The following is an 18,701-nucleotide window of genomic DNA, read 5'->3' as shown; positions in this document are numbered from 1 at the left end:
GAATAATTATGAAACTGCTTCGTCATGGGCCTTCGGGCGCTGAAAAACCCGGTATTTTGCACAGCGATGGCACGGTGCGCGATCTGTCGGCCATTGTGTCGGACATTGGCGGCGACGTTTTGTCGGATGCCGGCATCGCCAAAATTCGCGCGGCAGACCCGGCGCGGCTGCCGATTGTGCAGGGGGCGCGGCTGGGGCCTTGCGTGGCGGGCACCGGCAAATTCATCTGCATCGGGCTGAATTACTCTGATCATGCCGCCGAAACCGGCGCGACTGTGCCGCCCGAGCCGATCATATTTATGAAGGCTACCAGTGCGATTTGTGGCCCGAACGATCCCATCATCATTCCCCGCACTTCGGAAAAGACCGATTGGGAGGTGGAACTGGCGGTGATCATCGGCAAAAAGGCCAAGTATGTCTCGGAAGCCGAGGCGATGGACTACGTTGCGGGCTATGCGGTGACCAATGATGTCTCGGAGCGCGCGTTCCAGACCGAGCGTTCGGGCCAATGGACCAAGGGCAAATCCTGCGACAACTTCGGTCAGATCGGGCCATATTTGGTGACGCGGGATGAAGTGGCCGATCCGCAGAATTTGGGCATGTGGTTGACCGTTAATGGCACCAAGATGCAAAATGGCAGCACCAAAACCATGGTCTATGGGGTGAAATATCTGGTCAGCTACCTCAGCCAGTTCATGACCCTGCATCCGGGCGATGTGATTTCGACTGGGACGCCTCCAGGTGTCGGCTTGGGGATGAAGCCGCCGAAATACCTGAAAGCCGGGGATGTGGTGGAGTTGGGGATCGAAGGTTTGGGCCAGCAGCGGCAAGACGTGATCGCGGATTGAGTATAGGGCCCGGCGGCAACGTCGGGTCTTTTGCCTTTGGGGAGGGGTGAAATGGATCTGATCGACACCCATCAGCATCTGATTTTGCGCGCTAAATTGGGCTATGCTTGGACGACAGGCATGCCCGCCTTGCAGGGCGATTTCACCCCTGCGGACTATGCGCGGCTGGTGGCGGGCAAAGGCGTGATCGGCACGATTTTCATGGAAACCGGGGTGGATGACGCCGACTATCAGGCCGAGGCGCGACTGATCGCGGGGCTGGTGGGCAAGGGCGGGATGCTGGCGCAGATCGCTTCGTGTCGGCCTGAGCTGGATTTGGGGTTTGACGGTTGGCTGGATGAATGTCGCGGGTTGTCGGTGGTGGGGTTCCGGCGGCTTTTGCATGTCGTTGACGATGCGATGAGCCAAACGGACGGTTTTCGCCACAATATCCGCAAGATCGGGGCGGCGGGTTACACTTATGACATGGTGTTTCATGCCCGCCAGTTGCGCATTGCTGCGGATTTGGCGCGGGCTTGCCCGGATCAGGTGTTGGTGCTGGACCATTGCGGCAACCCGGATGTGTCGGGGGATGGCTTTGAGGCTTGGTTTGCCGGGATGCAGGAAATGGCGGCGCTGCCGCATGTCTGGCTGAAATTCTCTGGGATTGCCGTGAATTGCGCGCCGGGGACGGCATCCGTGATGCTGTTGCAACGTTACACCGATGCGATGCTGGAGTTGTTTGGTCCGGCGCGGATGATCTGGGGCGGCGATTGGCCGGTGGTGGATTTGGCCGTGGGCTTGCCTGCATGGATTGACCTTAGCCGGGCGTTGCTGGCCGGGTTGTCAGCGGACGAGCAGGCGATGATCGGCCATAAAAACGCGCGACGCGTCTATGGGCTGGCCGGGTAGAGAGGCTTCAGGCCCCTCTCGCGGCGCTCTCCCCCGCGGGATATCTGCGCGCAGAGGATGACAGTTTTAGATAAGTCTTAGGTTTACCCCATTCCCTTGTTGCCCAAGCCGTGGCCTTCAATCCAGCCGTTGCACCGGAACCGAGACGTTGAAGCTGGCCGCACCGGCATCGGGCAGAGTGACGCCTTCGACCATATTGATGCCGAAACCGACGACAAAACCGGGGGGCTTAACGATACAATTCTCGGGCGCGTTCTTGATCGTGCCGCCGTTCTTTGCATTGAACTGGCCGCGATAAACGATTTCCGTCTCTAGCGGTTCAAAGATCTGGCTGGTGTGTTCGCCGGTGTCAAAGGAGCAGCACCAAATCGCGCCAGGACCAACATGACCCACTCGGACGCGGGTTTGGCGGCGAGCACGTCGTTCATTTTGATAATCCTTGGGTTTGGTTGCGATTGTCGCGCGTTGATTTTATCTGCCGTGCCCAGGCTTTCGGCCTTGAACGCGTTCCCAGCTGGGAGTGAATTGTGTAATCGGGCGGATTTTAGCGAAGAAAGCACAATATGTTGTGGTTATTGGTGGGATTAGGGCAAAGCGGCTTATGCTGCGCGGGCCTTCAGGCATTGCAAAACTGATGCCGCATCGGGGCGCAAAGGCGCGCAATGTGACGGCGGATGCGGGGTGTGCTTTGGGCGCGATGTATACCGCGTTTGAGGATCTGGATTGGTTGATCCTGCAGGTGAACGCGCGCATTTTGGCGCGGCTGGGGGCGGCGTTGCGCCAACGCGTGCTGAGTGTTTTTGCCGCCGTGTATGGTTTAGTGACGCTGACCGCGCCGTTCGTGGCCCCCCGCGCGATCAGTCGCAAGATGAAGTGGCGGCTTTGGTCGTGGCGATGACGTAGGGGTTAGCGGAGGCGCCTTACTCAGACACCGTCCTGCAAGATATGCCGTGCCGTGCGCAAAGCCAAAGCCGCCACGGTCAGTGACGGATTGGCCGCGGCAGACGTCGGCAGCACCGAGGCATCGACGATGAACAGGTTCGCCAGATCATGGCTGCGGCAGAACGGGTTGACCACGCTGCTGGCCGGGTCCACCCCCATCCGGGCCGTGCCACATTGATGGCTTGGGGTGCGTTTCTCGAAGGTCTTGGTCAGCACCAGTGGCCAGCCCGCCTTTTTCAGCGTGGCTTTCAGCTTGGCGTTCAGCGCCGCATGGGCCTGCCAGTTGGAGCGTTGCCATTTCAGCACGATTTGACCATCGCGCAAGAACACCCGGCTTTCGGGGTTCGGCAGGTCTTCTGACATGGTCATCAGATGCACCGAATGATCCGCCAGCCAGCGCGAGACGGGCAAAGGCAGGCCGGATTCCGCCGCCATGATCTCGCCAGTGATCCGCCCCAGCATTTGCACATTGCCCAAGGGTTCGCCGTTTGGCCCCCCGGTCAAGTACCAGTCGTTCATCTGGATGGTCTTTTCATAGACCGAGCGGTTGCGGCGGAACGGGCTGACCCCCAGCACGGCGGTGATGTTGTGGTTCATAAAGTTGCGGCCAACCTGATCGGAGGTATTGGCAAGGCCCGTGGGGTGATCGACATCCGCGGACGCCAACAGCAAACAGGCGGATTTCACCGCACCCGCGCAGAGGCAGACAAGGTTCGCCGAAATCCGCAGCGTTGCGCCGTCTTGGTCATATTCTACCGTCGAAATGCGGCCAGCTTCAGCGATCAACCGTGTCACCTTGGCCTTGGTGATCAGCGTCACATTCGGGTGCTTCAGCGCGGCGGCAAGCCCTATGGTTTCGGCATCCATCTTGCCGCCACGGGTGTTTGGGAAGCCGTCAAAGGTCAGCGGCCCGCCCTTCAGCCAGAGGTCAATATCAACGCCCAAGGGCAGCGCTCCCGGATGTAGGCCCTGTGCTTTCAGCCGGTTGCAAAGGTCCACCATATCCGGCTCGTGCGGCACGGGGGGGAAAGGGTAGGGGCGCGAATGATGTGGCTCGGTCGGGTCTTCGCCTAAAGCGCCGCGCACCTGATACATCTCTTCGGCGGCCTGATAATCCGACTCGAACGCCTCATACGGCATCGGCCAGCCGGGGGCGGTGCCGCCCATGTGCTTTAAAGGCCGAAAATCTTCCGCCCGGTAGCGCATCAGCACCGCGCCGTAGAATTTCGAATTGCCGCCGGGGTGGTAGTAGTTGTTCGGCGTGAAGGTGCCGCCGTTGGCATCATACCACGTCTCGCCCGGGCTGAAATGGCCGCCAAAGACTGCGCCCGGCTCGCGGGTTTGCGGGCTGTCTTTCAACCAATCGCCGCGCTCCAAGATCACAATCCGCTTCCCCGAAGGGGCCAAAGCCGCCGCCAGTGTTGCCCCGCCCATGCCAGAGCCGATGATCAGAATATCAGGGGAAGTCATGCGGGCCTTGCCTTTGTTGCGTGACCCTGGCGCAAAGCCCGATCCACCGAGACGGCAAGGGTTTGATCCACCCACATCCGCTGGTGACAAAGACGACAGCCCCACCGCGCACTGCATCATCACAGCGAATGTGTCAGAGCTGCAGGGCGTCGTCATCCCAAATCGCCGAGGACGGGGAAAGGAAATCGAGAATTAAGGCTATGAAAGGCGATTGTTACCGCAAACACACAGGGAAATCTGCGAAAATCGCGGAAAATTCACATAAGCTATCTGCTGAATGAAAGAGATGCGCCGCGTTCCCGCAGCATCAGATCGCGCATATGACCTGTTCATTCCGACAAAAGGCCGTGCCGTGAACAGCCCAATAAACAAGGTTGCCCGCCCGGTACTATAACGAGGGAGGAGTGGGCGCACCGGGCGGGTCTTGTGCCAACGCGTCTGGGGACAGACATGCGTTGGCAAGTCGTGGTTCATCATCGCGCAGATGCGTTGTCTCGGCACTGCTTCAGATTAGTATTTAACCGCAGGACAAATATTTTTTGTGCTTGTGGTCGTTGTGCAAACTGAATCAGCCAGCGGCAACGCATGGGCCTTGGCATCCTGCAATGGCCGTACCTTCGGTGTTGCGGTGGCGCGCTGATCCAGATCAACGCGCTTCAGCTTCGGCTTCGCTATGGTGTTCAAAGCGCAACTTTTGTCTGCAGGACAGATCACTTGAAACCCAGTCAGCTGTCATTTCGGCTTTGCTCGTCTGTCGTGCGGATGGTCGCGGTGGCGCATGTTGCGGTGTCGCAGTGGTGGGCGCATGTCTGATGCCAAAACACCCAACAGCGCAGCCCTGCGCACGGGTGGCGAGCTTATGACACCCAACATCGGCGGTCAGTTGACGGTGCCGCCACCGCCGACGCCGACGCTTAGCCCGAGGCAAAGCTTCAACGGGTGGATCTGGGCGGGTCTGGTGGCACTTGTTCTTGGTGCGGCGGCGCTTTGGTATGTTCAGCCTTGGGCGAGCAAGGGGCTGGCTGTCACGGTTGAGACGGCCACGCCTGCGCCGCTGATCTTGGTGCTGGCGGTGAACGGGCGATTGGCCCCGCAGCATCTGGTTGCGGTAAAACCCACGGTTGCCGGCACAGTGACAGCGGTGCCCGTCGAGGCGGGCGCGGTGGTTCGGCAAGGCGAGATTCTGGCGCAGATCGATGCCTCGGGACAGCAGGCGCAGGTGCGTCAGTTCAAAGCGGGGCTGGATGCAGGCTTGGCCGCGCAAGAGCAAGCCGAGGCAAATCTTGCACGGGCGGCGGCTTTGGGCGGTAACATCACCCGCACGGCGCTGGGCGATGCCAGGACTGCGCAGCAGACCGCTGTGCAAGAGGTGGCCCGCCTGACTGCCTTGCTGGATCAGGCGCAGATCGGCCTTGCAAAATACACGATTGCGGCCCCGGTGGCGGGCAAAGTGTTAAACCGAAACGCCGAAGTCGGGCAAGTCGTTGACATCGCAACCGCGTTGTTTGCCATCGCTGACCTTGGAAAGCTGGTGGTCGAGACTGATGTGGATGAAGGCTATGCCGCGCGGATGACTTTAGGGTTGCCCGCCGTCTTGCAATTGAAGGGCGAGAGCGCCAAGCGGGATGGCCGCGTCAGCTTTGTGGCAGCACAGGTTGATGCGGCCACCGGCGGGTTGGCGGTGAAGATCGCCTTTGATGATCCGGTCACAGCTCCGGTGGGTCTGACGGTGACGGCAAACATCATTGTCGGGCGCCAAGCGGCCGCAATCTCGGTGCCGCGTGCCGCAGTGGTCACCGATGCCACAGGTGCGGCGGTGTTCGTCGCGGTGGCAGGTCATGCCGTTCGACGGGACGTCAGCGTGGTGGATTGGCCGGCAGACCGGGTGCAAGTGACTTCGGGGCTTGCGGCGGGCGAGCTGGTGATCACCGATGCGACTGGGCTGGCGGACGGGTTGGCCGTCAGCGTGCCCGCCGCCGCCAAGGCCGACCCCTGATGCTGTACGCGCTTAAAATCGCCTTTCGCTATTTGCTGTCCAGCAAGGCACAGACCGCGCTGTTGGTGCTGGGAGTCGCCTTGGGCGTGTTCATCTTTATCTTTATGAGCGCGCTGATCGGCGGTCTGGCGAACTTCATCCTGGCCAGCATCGCGGGCGATCTGAGCCATGTCAGCATTGTCGCCGAGGTCGAAGACCCCGCGCTGTTGTTGGATCCAAATGCAGGGCAAATCCTGCTTGCACAGGAAAAATCGGCAGTGCGGCAAGCCTTTCTGCGCGACGCGGCAATTTATGCGCCGATGATTGCCGCCTTGCCGGGCGTGGTGGCGGTATCGCCGCAGATCACCGGAAGTGGGTTCATCACCCGCGGCGGCCAAGTGGCGCAGGTGGCGATCAACGGCGTCGAGCCGGGCAAGGAATCGGCGATTGTGCAACTGGACAGCTACATCACCGCAGGCTCTGTCCGGCTGGGCACCGGGCTTACCATCATCGGGCAAACGCTGGCCGATGATCTTGATCTGACGGTGGGCGATACCATCCGGCTTGATTCAGCCCAAGGCATCGACGCTTTGCTGACGGTATCGGGCATCTACAAGATCGGGCAGGGCGGCTTTGATCGCGCGACTGCCTATGTCAGTCTTGATACCGCCCGCACCCTGATGGCACTGCCGCAGGGGGTGACGCGGATCGAGATCAAGCTTGCCGATCTGATGACGGCGGATGCCACGGCGCTGCGGATCAGCGCGATCACTGGGCTGAAGGCAAAGTCTTGGACCGAGCAAGGTGCGCAGGTGATGTCAGCGCTGCAGGCGCAGGGCCAGACCGGGCTGCTGTTGAAGACATTTGCCATGGTGTCGATCGTGATCGGCATCGCGTCGTCACTGTTGCTGTCGACCTACCGCCGCAAGGCCGAGATTGGCATCATGCGGGCGATGGGGGCCAGTCGTCGCTTCGTGGTGTTCGTGTTCGTCAGTCAGGGCGCGTTGGTGGGCTTGCTGGGTGGGCTGTTGGGTGCGGGGTTGAGCTATATCGTGCTACAGGCGTTTCCGCCGCGCGATGCGGCGCACCCTTCTGTGATGCCGATTGATATCCACGAAGGCGCGTTCGGGTTGGCGGTGCTGTTGACCGTCACCATCGCCACCTTGGCCGCAATCCTGCCTGCGCGTGCTGCGGCGCGGGTGGACCCTGTCACGGCCATCGGACAATGACCGAGGCTTTGTTGCAGGTCAGCGATTTGGTGAAAACTTTTGGCTCGGGTGAAGCCGAAACCCGCGTGCTGCGCGGGTTGTCGCTGCGGATGGACAAGGGCGAGTTGTCGGCGCTGCTGGGGCCGTCCGGCTCGGGCAAAAGCACGCTGTTGACCATTCTGGGCACGCTGATGCAGCCGACATCGGGCCGCCACACCATGCTGGGGGTGGATCTGACCACGGCCAATGACCGCGCGCTGACCGATTTTCGCAACCGCCACATCGGCTTTGTGTTTCAGTTTCACAACTTGCTGCCCGACTTTACTGCGCTGGAGAACGTGATCTTTCCCACTGCCGTGCGCGAGGGCCGCGAAACCGCTGCGGCGCGGGCGCGGGGGCGCGATTTGCTGGGCCGGATGGGGCTGGCCGACCGGGTGGATTTTCCATCGACCAACCTGTCAGGCGGCCAGAAACAACGTGTCGCCGTTGCGCGCGCGCTGATGAACTCCCCCGAGTTGGTGCTGGCGGACGAGCCCACTGGCAACCTCGACCGCGCCTCGGCGATTCAGGTGATGAAGTTGATCGGCCAGATCAACCGCGATGAAGGCACGACCTTTCTGATCTCGACGCATGATGAGAAGATCGCGGCGACGTGTCGGCGGCAGATCGTGGTGGGCGAGGGCGTGGTGACAGGATGAGGGCCAGTGTGTTGCGTCATTAGAGTCCACCTGTTGTTCACGGTGCGAAGCTGTAGGCCAACCGCGTGATCCTGCCGCGATGATACGACCGCTCGCCGTGCGGGGTCTGTCAGAACACCTCGCCCATGACAGGCACTAGCATACCGTGTTGCCGCCGATACTGCGACATCCGGCAGAACCACGGCATCATCACCACGGTGTTGCCCAGCATGCCGCAGCGCGCGTCAGCGTGCACCTCGGCCACCAGCCCATCCGCGCCAAACCGAAACAGCAGGGTCAGGCTGACCCCGCCATCTTTGATCGTGGCGCGGGCAGAGCTGTCATCCACCGCCTGCCAGACCACACCCTGACTGGGCAAAAGCGCTGTTGGATTTCCGTCGTCGCTTCACCCGCGTGCGAAAAGCGGAAGGCACCGCTAGCACCTTGATCAAACAGAACCTCGCCCGGCATCCCGCACGTGGCGGCGGCGCGCGCTGGGCGGCCACGCGCGCGGTATAATCCGGCATCGAGCCGATCTGACGCAGGCCAAACCCGGCAGCACGTGCTTTTGCAATCAGGGTCGCTTCGCCCGCGATCAGCAGATTGCGCCGCTTCAGCATGGACGGGTTTAGCATGGACGGGCCTCCTTTGCCGTGTTGCGATGACCTGCACCAGTGCGTTGATCAAGATCAGGCAGCGGGGCGATCCGCAGAAAGCTGCGGTGCCCTGCGCGCCGCAGCGCCCGGCCGCGCCGCGTGCCGCCAGAGCGGCTTCAGTATTTCCAAGATCAGCAAAACCAGCACCCCGGCACCCAAAGGCACCACAAGCCACTGCGGCTTTAGCGCGCCAAAGCTGAACAGATCGCGGGCAGGGGCCCAGAACACCGTCACCGCCAGCAGCACCGCCACAATCGGCAAAGCCACCGCCAACGCGCGGTTGGGTCGGGTGATCGCAGTGATAATGGAGGAGGAAATCGAGCGGTTCACGAAGATCAGCGCCACCACGCAAAGCACCAGCGCGTGAAAGCTCAAGGCGCGGACCTGATCGGGGTCAAAGCCATAATCTGGGGCAAGAAACAGGATCGTGGTGACAATCACCAGCACCAACGTGCCTTGCAGCAGGCCCCAAAGGATCGTCGGCGGCGAAAATAGCGGCTCGGACACCGGACGCGGTGGGCGCGTCATCACGTTGTCTTCTTCGGTTTCCGCCTCGAACACCAAGGAACACACCGGGTCGATGACCATTTCCAGAAACGCGATATGCACCGGGCCGAACAGCAGCGGCATCCCAAACGCCAGCGGGATCAGCGCAAGGCCCGCAATCGGCACATGCACCGCCAGAATGAACGCCATCGCCTTGCGCAGGTTGTCATAGATGCGCCGCCCCAGCCGCACCGTGGTGACAATAGCGCCGAAATCATCGTCAAGCAGCACAATCGCTGCGGCCTCGCGCGCGACATCGGTGCCGCGCCCGCCCATCGCGACGCCAATATCGGCGGCTTTCAGCGAGGGCGCATCATTCACCCCGTCACCCGTCATCGCCACGATCGCGCCGCTGGTCTGCAACGCCCGCACAATGCGCAGCTTTTGCTCTGGCTGGATGCGGGCGAAAACGGTGGCGGTCTGTATGGCCAGGGCCAGATCGGCGTCGGTCATCGCGGCCAAGGCTGTGCCGTCAATCACCGTATCCCCCCCAATCCCCGCAGTTTTCGCAATCGCCAGTGCAGTGGCCGGATAATCCCCGGTGATCATGATCACTTTGATCCCTGCTGATCTGCATTGCGCAACGGCTGCGGGGGCCGAGGCCCGCAGCGGGTCGGCAAGCCCGACAAGCCCCAGAAAGCGAAAGTTGAAATCATGCTGATCGGCGGGCAGGTTTGGGCCTGCAAAGGCCGCCTCGGCCACGCCAAGGATGCGCAGGCCTTTGGCGGCCATGCTGTTCACGGCCTGCATCATCGCTTGCCGCGTCAGGTCCGACAGATGGCAGAGATCAGCAATCGCCTCGGGCGCGCCCTTGGCGGCGACCATGTGGCTGCCGTTGCCATCAGCACGGTCCCACACTTGCGACATTGCCAGCAGTTTGGCCGACAGCGGATAGGATCGGATCAGCGTGCGGCCCTCGCCGGGCAGAGTCTCGCCCTTGCGCAGATCGCTTGCTGCGAGGCTGTGAAACGCCTTTTCCATCGGGTCATGCGGCTGCGGTGCCGAGGCCATCACCCCCGCCGCCGCCAGTTCGCGAAAGGCATCTGGCACCGGGTCAGGCCCGATCAGAAACGCTTGGCCTTCCGGCAGATGCAGTGCCGCAAGCGTCATGCGGTTTTCGGTCAGCGTGCCGGTCTTGTCGGTGCACAGCACCGAGGCGGCCCCAAGCGATTCAATCGCCGAGGCCCGGCGCGTCAGCACCCGCGCCTTGGAAATCCGCCACGCCCCCATCGCCATGAACACCGCCAGCACCATCGGAAATTCTTCCGGCAGCATCGCCATGCCCACTGCAATTCCTGCCAGCACCCCGTCCAGCCAGTCGCCGCGCTGCCAGCCGTGCAGCGCCACGACCAACAGCGCCACCGTCCCGCCGATCAGCGCAAAGGCCAGCACCAGCTTGCGCATCTGGCGTTGCAAATGCGGCGTGCCGGTTTCCAATTGGTTCAGCGACGTGCCGATCTTGCCGATTTCACTGTTTGCACCGGTTGCCATGACTTCAGCCAGCCCCTGACCGCGCACGATCAGCGTGCCCGAAAACACCAGCGGTTGATCCTCGCCCCCCGGACGGGCCGTGGCCCCCGCCGCGCCCACCGCCTTGCGCACCGGCACCGCCTCGCCTGTCAGCAGGGATTCGTCCGCCGACAGGTCTGCTGCCTGCAACAGCCGCGCATCGGCGGGCACGCGGTCGCCCTCGGCCAACACGATCAGATCGCCGCGCACCACCTCGGTGCCCGCGATGCGCAGCCGTTCGCCACCGCGTATCACCAGCGCGCGCGGGCTGGTCAGATCGCGCAGCGCATCAAGCACACGTTCCGTGCGCGCCTCTTGCACGGCGGTGATGGTGATCGACAGGCAGGCAAAGGCCAGCAGGATCAGCGCCTCGGCCCGGCTGCCCAGCAACAGATAAACCACGCCACCGCCGAGCAGCAGCGCCAGCATCGGCTCGCGCAGCACATTCAGCACGATGCGCAACGGCGCGCGGCGTTTGGCGCGCGGCAGGGCGTTGGGGCCATCGGCGGACAGGCGGCTTGCGGCCTGAGCAGGGCAAAGCCCCGGTAAACCAGCTGGGTTTGGCAAAGTCGCGGGATTCGGCTGGGCGCTGTCCATAGATCGTCTCCGCGAAGAACGGCCACCGACGCGTCGGACATAGGCGGCATCGCGGCGAGCGATGCGGGTTTTTTGCAGACCACGCCTTGATCTGCATCAGAGCGGGCCGGGGTCAGTGGCGCTATGGCTTAAAGCAGCGTCGAGACGGGCCGGTTGGCCTGCACTGCGCACGTAAAGGGGCGAGTTCATGCCACAGACAACTGATCCTGTACCCGTTCCAGCGCCGCCCGCCATGGGCTTGCGCTTTCCGTCTGCCTTCACCATCCTGTTCGCGCTGATCGTTCTGGTGGCGGTGCTGACTTGGATCATCCCGGCGGGGCAATATGCCCGCGTCGCCTCGGAGGCTCTGGGTAAGGATGTGCCGGTTGCTGGCACTTATGCGCTGACTGATGCCAATCCGCAGGGCGTGCTTGATGTGATACTCGCCCCGATCGCCGGGTTTTACGACCCCGACAGCTATGCTGCCAATGCCATCGACGTGTCGCTGTTCGTGCTGATCATCGGGGGCTTTATCGGGGTGGTGACGGCGACTGGCGCGATAGATGCCGGGATTGCGCGCGCCATGGTCAAGCTGCAGGGCCGCGAGAACTGGATGATCCCGTTCCTGATGGCGCTGTTCGCGCTGGGCGGCACTACTTACGGTATGGCCGAGGAGACGCTGGCATTTTACGTTCTGCTGATCCCGGTGATGATTGCGGCGGGCTATGACGCGGTGGTGGCGGTGGCGGTGATCTTGCTGGGGGCGGGGGTTGGCGTGCTGGGCTCTACCATCAATGCCTTTTCCACGGTGATCGCGTCGGATGCAGCGGGGGTGACGTTTGCCGATGGGCTGGCCCTGCGGCTGATCATTCTGGGGCTGTGCTGGCTTGTCACGGTGGCCTTCGTGATGCGCTATGCTGCACGGGTGAAGGCGGACCCGTCTAAGTCATTTGTCTTTGACAAAAAAGCCGCGAACGAAGCGCATTTTCTGGGTGGCAAGGCCGCAGCGGGAGGCACGTTTACCGGGCTGCATCAGATTGTTCTGATCCTGTTCGGTCTGACATTCGCCGTGATGATCTGGGGCGTCTCAAGCCAAGGCTGGTGGATGGCGCAGATGTCAGGACTGTTCCTGATCGGTGCCATTCTGATCGGCTTGATCGCCCGCCTTGGCGAAGCCCGGCTGGTTGAGGCGTTTCTGACCGGCGCGCGGGATCTGCTGGGGGTGGCGCTGATCATCGGTCTGGCGCGCGGCATCGTGGTGGTGATGGACGCAGGCCATATCACCGACACCATTTTGCACGCGGCGGAAACCACGGTGGCCGGGTTGCCAAAGGTCGCCTTCATCAATGTGATTTACTGGATCGAGGTCGGCATGTCGTTCCTTGTGCCCTCGACTTCGGGCCTTGCGGTGTTGTCGATGCCGATCCTTGCCCCGGTCGCCGATTTCGCCGGGGTGCAGCGTGAACTGGTCGTCACCGCCTTTGCCACCGGCAGCGGCATCGTCAACCTGATCACCCCCACATCCGCCGTTGTTATGGGCGGCCTCGCCATCGGCCGGGTGCCGTATGAACGCTGGCTGCGCTTCATCGCACCGCTGCTGGCAGCCCTGACCTTGATCATTATGGCGACACTCAGCGCAGCCGTCGTCTTAGCATAGGAAACCGAATGGCACTTACCTATGGCGTTCATTCCGAAGCAGGCTTGTTGCGCCGCGTCATGGTGCATCGTCCGGGCACCGAGATGGCGCGGCTGACGCCGGAAAACCGCGAAGAACTGCTGTTCGACGATGTGATCTGGGTGAAACAGGCGCGGGTCGAACATATGACCTTCTGCGATGTGCTGCGCGAGCGCGGCGTCGAGGTGGTCTTTCTGCGGGCCCTGCTGACCGAAACCCTGCGCGATACCGAGGCGCGCAGATGGCTGCTGTCCGCGCGGATCAGTGACAATACGGTGGGCGTCGGTCTGTCGGAGGATCTGTTCGCCTGCCTGATGGAGATGGAGGCGGATGCGCTGTCGTCTATCCTGATCGGCGGCATCAACCGGGCTGAATTGCCGATCCCGCGTGCTGGCGTGTTGATCCCGATGCTGCGGCCGCAGGATTTCGTGCTGGCCCCGCTGCCCAACCATATCTTCACCCGCGACACCACCTGTTGGATTTACGGCGGCGTCACGCTGAACCCGATGCACTGGGCGGCACGGCGGCTGGAGACGTTGAACCTTGCCGCGATCTACAGGTTCCACCCCGATTTCAAGGACGCAGGCTTTCCGATCTGGTGGGGCGATCCGCTGCTGGATCACGGCCCGGCCACGCTGGAAGGCGGCGATGTGATGCCCGTTGGCAATGGCGTGGTGCTGATTGGCATGGGCGAACGCAGCACGCCGCAGGCAGTGGGGCAGGTGGCGCGGGCCTTGTTTGCGCAGGGTGCGGCAACGCGGGTCATTGCCTGCCAGTTTCCGCGCAGCCGCGCGGCCATGCACTTGGATACCGTGTTCACCTTCTGCGACCGCGATCTGGTGACGGTGTTTGCCGAAGTCACCGATGCGATCCAAAGCTATTCCCTGCGTCCCGGCAAGGCGGGCAAGATTGACGTCACCGAGGAGACCCAGCCGTTTCTGGCCGTGGTGGCCGAGGCTTTGGGCCTGAAAACCCTGCGCACGGTGCCGACTGGCGGGGATGCATATGAGTCGCAGCGCGAACAATGGGATGATGCCAACAACCTGTTGTGCATCAGCCCCGGCGTGGTGGTTGGCTATGAACGCAACACCCATTCCAACACCCTGCTGCGCAAAGCGGGGGTCGAAGTGATCACCATTCCGGGGGCTGAATTGGGTCGGGGCAGGGGAGGCGCGCATTGCATGACCTGCCCGCTGATCCGCGACGCGGTATAGGAGGAAAACATGCCCGAAAATCTGCATGGTCGCAGCTTTCTGAAGCTGCTGGACTTTACCCCCAGTGAGGTCCGCCACCTGTTGCAGCTTGCTGCCAGTCTCAAGGCGGACAAGGCGGCGGGCACTGAACAGCCAAGGCTGCGCGGCAAAAACATCGCGCTGATCTTTGAGAAAGACAGCACCCGCACCCGGTCGGGCTTTGAGGTGGCGGCCTATGATCAGGGCGCACATGTCACCTACATTGGCCCCGCTGGTAGCCATATTGGCCATAAGGAAAGTATGAAGGACACCGCCCGCGTGCTGGGGCGGTTCTATGATGGTATCGAATATCGCGGTTTCGCGCAAAAGGATGCCGAGACGCTGGCCGCGTTTTCGGGTGTTCCGGTCTACAACGGTTTGACCGACGATTTCCATCCGACCCAAGTGCTGGCCGATCTGATGACGATGCACGAATTCACCCATAAGCATCTGTCGGATATTAGTTTTTGCTTCATGGGCGATATTGGTGGCAATATGGCAGCTTCGCTGATGGTGGGGGCTGCGCTGATCGGGATGGATATCCGGCTCTGTGGCCCGCAAGGCTTGTCACCCGATCAGATCTTGCTGCAACATTGTGAAGCCATCGCCAAAACCAACGGTGGCCAAATCACTTTGACCAAGGATGTGGCGCAGGCTGTCGCGGATTGCGATTTCATCTATACCGATGTCTGGGTTTCGATGGGCGAGCCGGATACGGTTTGGGCCGAGCGGATCAAACTGCTGACACCTTACCGGGTCACGTCCGCCGTAATGGGCGCCTCGGGTAATCCACATACCAAGTTCATGCATTGCCTGCCCGCCTTCCACAACCGCGATACCGAGGTGGGTGAGGCCATGTTCCAAGCCCATGGCATCGACTGCATGGAAGTGACGGACGAGGTGTTCTGCTCGCGGGCTTCGGTGGTGTTCGATCAGGCGGAAAACCGGATGCATACGATCAAGGCGGTGCTTGTCGCCACGTTGGGGTAGTAAGATTGGCCCGATATGATTGGAAGGAGCCTGAAAAATGCGCATCGTTGTAGCCCTTGGCGGCAATGCCCTGCTGAAACATGGCGAGCCGATGACCTATCAGGCGCAGCGCACCAATGTGCGGATCGCGGCACTGGCTTTGGCGGATCTGGCCCGCGATCACCAGATCATCGTGGCGCATGGCAACGGGCCGCAAGTGGGCCTGCTGGCGTTGCAAGCCGCCTCTTACGCGCCGCAAGCCCTGTGGCCGCTGGATGTGCTGGGGGCGGAAACCGAAGGCATGATCGGCTATCTGATCGAGCAGGAACTGATGAACGCGCTGCCTGCGGGCGTGGAATGTGCGACTTTGCTCACTCGGGTCGAAGTGAACCGCAGTGACCCCGCCTTTGATCAGCCGACCAAACCCATTGGGCCGATCTATTCGGCGGCAGAAGGCAAGCTGATCAAAGCGGAACATCTTTGGTCGATGGTGACAGACCCCAAAGGCGGGTTGCGTCGTGTCGTGCCCTCGCCGCTACCGCAGCGGATTCTGGGGCTGGCGGCGATCAAGCTGCTGGTCGAAGCGGGCGTCTGCGTGATCTGCGCAGGCGGTGGCGGTATTCCGGTGATCCGCAATGACACGGGCGGCATGGAAGGCGTCGAGGCGGTGATCGACAAAGACCGCACTGCGGCTTTGTTGGCGCAGGAACTTGACGCCGATGCGCTGCTGATGCTGACGGATGTGGCGGCGGTGATGCGTGATTGGGGCGGCCCTGCCGAGGCTGCAATTCGCACGATCACCGCCGACGCGCTGGACAAAATCAGCTTTGCGGCAGGCTCGATGGGCCCCAAAATTGCCGCTGCCAGTGCGTTTGTGCGCGCGGGCGGCGCGATGGCTGGGATCGGCACCCTGCAGGATGCCCGCGCCATTCTGGAGGGCCGGGCTGGCACCCAGATCACCGCAGCCGCAGCGACAACCCGCGCAAGCGCCAAGCACGCAGTACCCCAGTAATCCGCGTATTGTTCAAAACGGTTGCGGCTAAAAAGATCGACCCCACCCTGTTGATCCCCCCCATTTCAAACTGCGGGATATCCCAAAGGCCTATGCTACCTTTGGCAATGTTGCCGCGACCATAGGCGCTGAAGGTGATCTTTCCGAACTGCGCCAGGCGGGCTGTCGGCCTAGCGCAAGCGCACCCCGTCATGGTCGAGACAGGCCTTGTCGACATCAGCAAAGGCCACGCGCCCGCCTAATTGTTTGCCGCGAAGGCCCTTTTGACGGGTGAATCTCAGGGCAAAGCTGATCTTGATCAGTCCGTCACGCCTTAACTCTGTCAGATTGAAGGAAGTGCCCGCAGCCTTGGCGTCCCCGTCCGGGTTAGCAGAGCAAATGGAAAGATAATCTCAGATGGCCCAACCGAACGATGTTTCCGGCACCGCCGCGCTTGCCATATGTGAATCCCTGTTGCTGGCGCTGAATGACCGCTACATCCTGCCGGAATCCGAGATTATCGGGATTCTAGAAGACGCGGCGGCGGCACATCATCACGCGCCAAAAGGCGAGACTGACAGCGCTGCATTGCACGCGGCCGTCGCCGAGTTGATCGATGGCATCCTTGCTGGCGGCAATTCGGTGCGCCGACGCTAGCGGCGCCTGCCCTTAAACAGCTAGCAAACCGATAAATCGCGCGCCGACACGCGCACGCAGATCTTGTGGTTCGACCTCTAGTGCCTGCGCCATGGCACGCAGGTGCTGGCGGGTGATGTGCAACTGGTCGATCAACGCGATCACCACAGCCAAAGCATCGCCCTGCAGATCGAAATGCTCGGCAAGATCACAGAGCAGCGCAAGACGCGCCACATCGACGGCGCGAAACACTGCGCCTTCGGGTGAGGGGTGGGCGGCAATAAGGCCCTCTGCCAGAAACACGCCCAGTTGCGCGCGGGACAGGCTTGGCACTGCGGCAAGGGTCTGAATTTCACTAAAATACTGCGTTTCGCTAAAATATTCAGTCATTCTGCTGCCTCGTGCATCATTGCCTTGCGCGGATCATCGGCATGGCTTTTGCGCCATTCAGCCAAGAAGTCGGAAAGGGCGGCGTCAATGGCGTGCGGCATCACGATGCGCAATTCGATCAGCGCGTCGCCCGCAGGACCACGCGCGCGCGCGACACCGCGCCCGCGCAGGCGCAAGATACGCCCGCTGTTCGCCCCCTTGGGAATGTTCACACTGACGGGCCCTTCGATGGTCGGCGCGGTGACTTTACCGCCCAAGACAGCCTCATCTATGGTGATCGGCAGGGTGATCAGAATGTCATCGCCCTCCCGCCGGAACACCGGATGCGGGCGGATTTGCACGGTGACAAGCGCGTCTCCCGCAGGGCCGCCGTCATAGCCCGCGCCGCCGCGCCCCCGCAGCCGCAGGCTTTGGCCGTCTTGCATGCCTTTGGGGATCTGCACCTCAAGATTGCCGCCGTCGGGCAGGCTGATCCGAGTCTTGCTGCCGCGCACCGCATCCAGAAACCCCACCTCTAGCGTATAGCGCAGATCCGGGCCCGGTTGCGGGTAACCGCCCTCGCCACCCCGCGCGCGCTGCCGCAGAATATGGGCGAAGATATCAGAGGGATCGCCGAAATCGCCGAAGCCCGAAGTTGGTCCTGACTTTTGACCAAAACCTTGTCCTCCAGCATCGGCATGATCGCGGTAATAGGTGCGAGGCGGGCGTTCAGCCCCGGTCGCGTCAATCTCGCCCGCATCAAACCGCGCGCGCAGTTCTGGGTCTTTCAGCAAATCATGCGCCGCGGTGATCACCTTGAATCGCGCCTCGGCCCCGGCATCATCGGGATGCAGATCAGGGTGCGCGCTGCGCACCAGCTTGCGGTAAGCCGTCTTGATCTCTGCCGCCGTGGCGGATTTGTTCAGTCCAAGGGCTGCATACGGATCCTGGCTCATCTGGTCCCCGAAACGGAATTTTGCCCAAGCCTACAACAGTTCTGCTGCGTCACCTTGACTCAGATCAGCCCGGTCTCGCAAACGGGCCTTCTAAACGGCGTTGATGCGTAACTTACGTCTGAGGCATGATGGGCTCTTTCCCTTTGGGGTCAGGCCAAGCGAACGATTTCGGCCGTTCCGAGGGCCAAGAACCGGTTCATCAGTGCGATGCGGATCTGGATTTCGGCCGTTTGGGGTCGGACAACCAAGGTCAGCACAGATCGGCAAAATCGGTTCGGTTCAGATCTTATCAAGGCCTTGTCGCCAAAAGCGGCTGCCTTTGCCGCTTCTGCCTGGCGCGGCGGCAGCGTGTATGGAAAACCCCTGTAAACATTGAGCGTGACAAGAAAATGACGAAGCTGTGCATTTTTCCTCTTGCGGGTTTCGGCGACTAACCCTAAACACCGCCTTACCGAAGCGAAACAGACGCAGCGATGCAGACGGGACGCGGACGGAAGCGAGATGAGACGCTCGTAACAGAATTTGGATACACGACGGCAAGACGCCCGAAGTTCGGGCGATCTGGTTATTTTGTG

Annotated in this window: 18 protein-coding genes and 1 pseudogene; 11 read left to right on the top strand and 8 right to left on the bottom strand. The window is 61.8% G+C overall.

The annotated features are described in order from the left end of the window. Nucleotides 1–8 precede the first annotated feature (8 nt). Together Q7V03_RS03985 and Q7V03_RS03980 are read left to right on the top strand one after the other, a co-directional pair. Nucleotides 9–848, top strand: coding sequence for a fumarylacetoacetate hydrolase family protein (locus Q7V03_RS03985; protein ID WP_304924313.1), 840 nt, complete (start codon nucleotides 9–11; stop codon nucleotides 846–848). Between the two features lie 51 nt (nucleotides 849–899). Next, nucleotides 900–1,739: an amidohydrolase gene (locus Q7V03_RS03980; RefSeq protein WP_304924312.1), complete on the top strand. Its 840-nt coding sequence runs from the start codon at nucleotides 900–902 to the stop codon at nucleotides 1,737–1,739. A 117-nt stretch (nucleotides 1,740–1,856) separates the two neighbouring features. On the opposite strand, the gene Q7V03_RS03975 is transcribed toward Q7V03_RS03980, so the two are convergent. Then, the gene (locus Q7V03_RS03975; protein WP_304924311.1) at nucleotides 1,857–2,132 is read right to left on the bottom strand and encodes a hypothetical protein; all 276 of its coding nucleotides are present in this window, start codon (nucleotides 2,130–2,132) and stop codon (nucleotides 1,857–1,859) included. 208 nt (nucleotides 2,133–2,340) lie between these two features. Between Q7V03_RS03975 and Q7V03_RS03970 the strand changes: the two genes are divergently transcribed. After that, nucleotides 2,341–2,637, top strand: a complete 297-nt coding sequence (locus Q7V03_RS03970; RefSeq protein ID WP_304924310.1) for a hypothetical protein — start codon at nucleotides 2,341–2,343, stop codon at nucleotides 2,635–2,637. A 26-nt stretch (nucleotides 2,638–2,663) separates the two neighbouring features. Here Q7V03_RS03970 and Q7V03_RS03965 read toward each other — a convergent pair whose 3' ends face one another. Continuing rightward, on the bottom strand, nucleotides 2,664–4,151 hold the full coding sequence (locus Q7V03_RS03965) for an FAD-dependent oxidoreductase (RefSeq protein WP_304924309.1): 1,488 nt from the start codon (nucleotides 4,149–4,151) through the stop codon (nucleotides 2,664–2,666). A gap of 805 nt (nucleotides 4,152–4,956) precedes the next feature. Between Q7V03_RS03965 and Q7V03_RS03960 the strand changes: the two genes are divergently transcribed. The 3 genes from Q7V03_RS03960 to Q7V03_RS03950 are packed head-to-tail and all read left to right on the top strand — an operon-like array spanning nucleotide 4,957 to nucleotide 8,032. Continuing rightward, a complete protein-coding gene (locus tag Q7V03_RS03960) occupies nucleotides 4,957–6,147 on the top strand; it encodes an efflux RND transporter periplasmic adaptor subunit (RefSeq protein WP_304924308.1) in 1,191 nt (396 codons plus the stop codon). After that, complete coding sequence (locus Q7V03_RS03955) at nucleotides 6,147–7,355, top strand: ABC transporter permease (RefSeq protein ID WP_304924307.1); 1,209 nt, start codon at nucleotides 6,147–6,149, stop codon at nucleotides 7,353–7,355. Before Q7V03_RS03960 ends, Q7V03_RS03955 begins: the two co-directional genes overlap by 1 nt. Next, nucleotides 7,352–8,032, top strand: a complete 681-nt coding sequence (locus tag Q7V03_RS03950; protein WP_304924306.1) for an ABC transporter ATP-binding protein — start codon at nucleotides 7,352–7,354, stop codon at nucleotides 8,030–8,032. The genes Q7V03_RS03955 and Q7V03_RS03950 overlap by 4 nt, the downstream gene beginning before the upstream one ends. A 109-nt stretch (nucleotides 8,033–8,141) precedes the next feature. Here Q7V03_RS03950 and Q7V03_RS03945 read toward each other — a convergent pair whose 3' ends face one another. Genes Q7V03_RS03945 through Q7V03_RS03935 form a run of 3 tightly spaced genes read right to left on the bottom strand, consistent with a single transcriptional unit; the run spans nucleotide 8,142 to nucleotide 11,319 of the window. Then, the gene (locus tag Q7V03_RS03945) at nucleotides 8,142–8,360 is read right to left on the bottom strand and encodes a DUF6544 family protein (protein WP_304924305.1); all 219 of its coding nucleotides are present in this window, start codon (nucleotides 8,358–8,360) and stop codon (nucleotides 8,142–8,144) included. After that, nucleotides 8,353–8,646 carry a hypothetical protein gene (locus tag Q7V03_RS03940; protein ID WP_304924304.1) on the bottom strand — a complete coding sequence of 98 codons (294 nt, stop codon included), beginning with the start codon at nucleotides 8,644–8,646 and terminating at the stop codon, nucleotides 8,353–8,355. Before Q7V03_RS03940 ends, Q7V03_RS03945 begins: the two co-directional genes overlap by 8 nt. A 54-nt stretch (nucleotides 8,647–8,700) precedes the next feature. Then, nucleotides 8,701–11,319: a cation-translocating P-type ATPase gene (locus Q7V03_RS03935; RefSeq protein WP_304924303.1), complete on the bottom strand. Its 2,619-nt coding sequence runs from the start codon at nucleotides 11,317–11,319 to the stop codon at nucleotides 8,701–8,703. Between the two features lie 187 nt (nucleotides 11,320–11,506). Between Q7V03_RS03935 and Q7V03_RS03930 the strand changes: the two genes are divergently transcribed. The 5 genes from Q7V03_RS03930 (at nucleotide 11,507) to Q7V03_RS03910 (ending at nucleotide 16,822) form a co-directional block, all read left to right on the top strand. Beyond that, entirely contained in the window at nucleotides 11,507–12,955 is a 1,449-nt protein-coding gene (locus tag Q7V03_RS03930) for a YfcC family protein (protein ID WP_304924302.1), read from the top strand. A gap of 8 nt (nucleotides 12,956–12,963) precedes the next feature. After that, the gene (locus Q7V03_RS03925) at nucleotides 12,964–14,187 is read left to right on the top strand and encodes an arginine deiminase (protein ID WP_304924301.1); all 1,224 of its coding nucleotides are present in this window, start codon (nucleotides 12,964–12,966) and stop codon (nucleotides 14,185–14,187) included. A gap of 9 nt (nucleotides 14,188–14,196) precedes the next feature. Beyond that, the gene (gene argF, locus Q7V03_RS03920; protein WP_304924300.1) at nucleotides 14,197–15,195 is read left to right on the top strand and encodes an ornithine carbamoyltransferase; all 999 of its coding nucleotides are present in this window, start codon (nucleotides 14,197–14,199) and stop codon (nucleotides 15,193–15,195) included. Between the two features lie 37 nt (nucleotides 15,196–15,232). After that, nucleotides 15,233–16,186 carry a carbamate kinase gene (arcC, locus tag Q7V03_RS03915; protein WP_304924299.1) on the top strand — a complete coding sequence of 318 codons (954 nt, stop codon included), beginning with the start codon at nucleotides 15,233–15,235 and terminating at the stop codon, nucleotides 16,184–16,186. 396 nt (nucleotides 16,187–16,582) lie between these two features. Beyond that, nucleotides 16,583–16,822 (top strand): hypothetical protein, encoded by a 240-nt coding sequence (locus Q7V03_RS03910; RefSeq protein WP_304924298.1) that lies wholly within the window; start codon nucleotides 16,583–16,585, stop codon nucleotides 16,820–16,822. A 12-nt stretch (nucleotides 16,823–16,834) separates the two neighbouring features. Here the strand turns inward: Q7V03_RS03910 and Q7V03_RS03905 are convergent, their stop codons facing one another. The 3 genes and pseudogenes from Q7V03_RS03905 to Q7V03_RS03895 form a co-directional block, all read right to left on the bottom strand. Beyond that, nucleotides 16,835–17,191, bottom strand: a complete 357-nt coding sequence (locus Q7V03_RS03905) for a hypothetical protein (RefSeq protein WP_304924297.1) — start codon at nucleotides 17,189–17,191, stop codon at nucleotides 16,835–16,837. Next, nucleotides 17,188–18,126: a J domain-containing protein gene (locus Q7V03_RS03900; protein ID WP_304924296.1), complete on the bottom strand. Its 939-nt coding sequence runs from the start codon at nucleotides 18,124–18,126 to the stop codon at nucleotides 17,188–17,190. The genes Q7V03_RS03905 and Q7V03_RS03900 overlap by 4 nt, the downstream gene beginning before the upstream one ends. A gap of 149 nt (nucleotides 18,127–18,275) precedes the next feature. Then, nucleotides 18,276–18,701: pseudogene (locus Q7V03_RS03895) on the bottom strand (hypothetical protein); the annotation flags it as partial.

Source organism: Cypionkella sp. (assembly GCF_030652235.1).
GTDB lineage: Bacteria > Pseudomonadota > Alphaproteobacteria > Rhodobacterales > Rhodobacteraceae > Cypionkella.
The sequence above is the reverse complement of the archived record's forward strand: the minus strand, read 5'-3'. Positions and strand labels throughout refer to the sequence as shown.

Bases quoted from the DNA above. Each gene is read 5' to 3' on its own strand.
- Q7V03_RS03985 (WP_304924313.1), top strand. From the start codon at position 9: ATGAAACTGCTTCGTCATGGGCCTTCGGGCGCTGAAAAACCCGGTATT.
- Q7V03_RS03980 (WP_304924312.1), top strand. From the start codon at position 900: ATGGATCTGATCGACACCCATCAGCATCTGATTTTGCGCGCTAAATTG.
- Q7V03_RS03970 (WP_304924310.1), top strand. From the start codon at position 2,341: ATGCTGCGCGGGCCTTCAGGCATTGCAAAACTGATGCCGCATCGGGGC.
- Q7V03_RS03965 (WP_304924309.1), bottom strand. From the start codon at position 4,151: ATGACTTCCCCTGATATTCTGATCATCGGCTCTGGCATGGGCGGGGCA.
- Q7V03_RS03960 (WP_304924308.1), top strand. From the start codon at position 4,957: ATGTCTGATGCCAAAACACCCAACAGCGCAGCCCTGCGCACGGGTGGC.
- Q7V03_RS03955 (WP_304924307.1), top strand. From the start codon at position 6,147: ATGCTGTACGCGCTTAAAATCGCCTTTCGCTATTTGCTGTCCAGCAAG.
- Q7V03_RS03950 (WP_304924306.1), top strand. From the start codon at position 7,352: ATGACCGAGGCTTTGTTGCAGGTCAGCGATTTGGTGAAAACTTTTGGC.
- Q7V03_RS03940 (WP_304924304.1), bottom strand. From the start codon at position 8,646: ATGCTAAACCCGTCCATGCTGAAGCGGCGCAATCTGCTGATCGCGGGC.
- Q7V03_RS03935 (WP_304924303.1), bottom strand. From the start codon at position 11,319: ATGGACAGCGCCCAGCCGAATCCCGCGACTTTGCCAAACCCAGCTGGT.
- Q7V03_RS03930 (WP_304924302.1), top strand. From the start codon at position 11,507: ATGCCACAGACAACTGATCCTGTACCCGTTCCAGCGCCGCCCGCCATG.
- Q7V03_RS03925 (WP_304924301.1), top strand. From the start codon at position 12,964: ATGGCACTTACCTATGGCGTTCATTCCGAAGCAGGCTTGTTGCGCCGC.
- argF (WP_304924300.1), top strand. From the start codon at position 14,197: ATGCCCGAAAATCTGCATGGTCGCAGCTTTCTGAAGCTGCTGGACTTT.
- arcC (WP_304924299.1), top strand. From the start codon at position 15,233: ATGCGCATCGTTGTAGCCCTTGGCGGCAATGCCCTGCTGAAACATGGC.
- Q7V03_RS03910 (WP_304924298.1), top strand. From the start codon at position 16,583: ATGGCCCAACCGAACGATGTTTCCGGCACCGCCGCGCTTGCCATATGT.
- Q7V03_RS03905 (WP_304924297.1), bottom strand. From the start codon at position 17,191: ATGACTGAATATTTTAGCGAAACGCAGTATTTTAGTGAAATTCAGACC.
- Q7V03_RS03900 (WP_304924296.1), bottom strand. From the start codon at position 18,126: ATGAGCCAGGATCCGTATGCAGCCCTTGGACTGAACAAATCCGCCACG.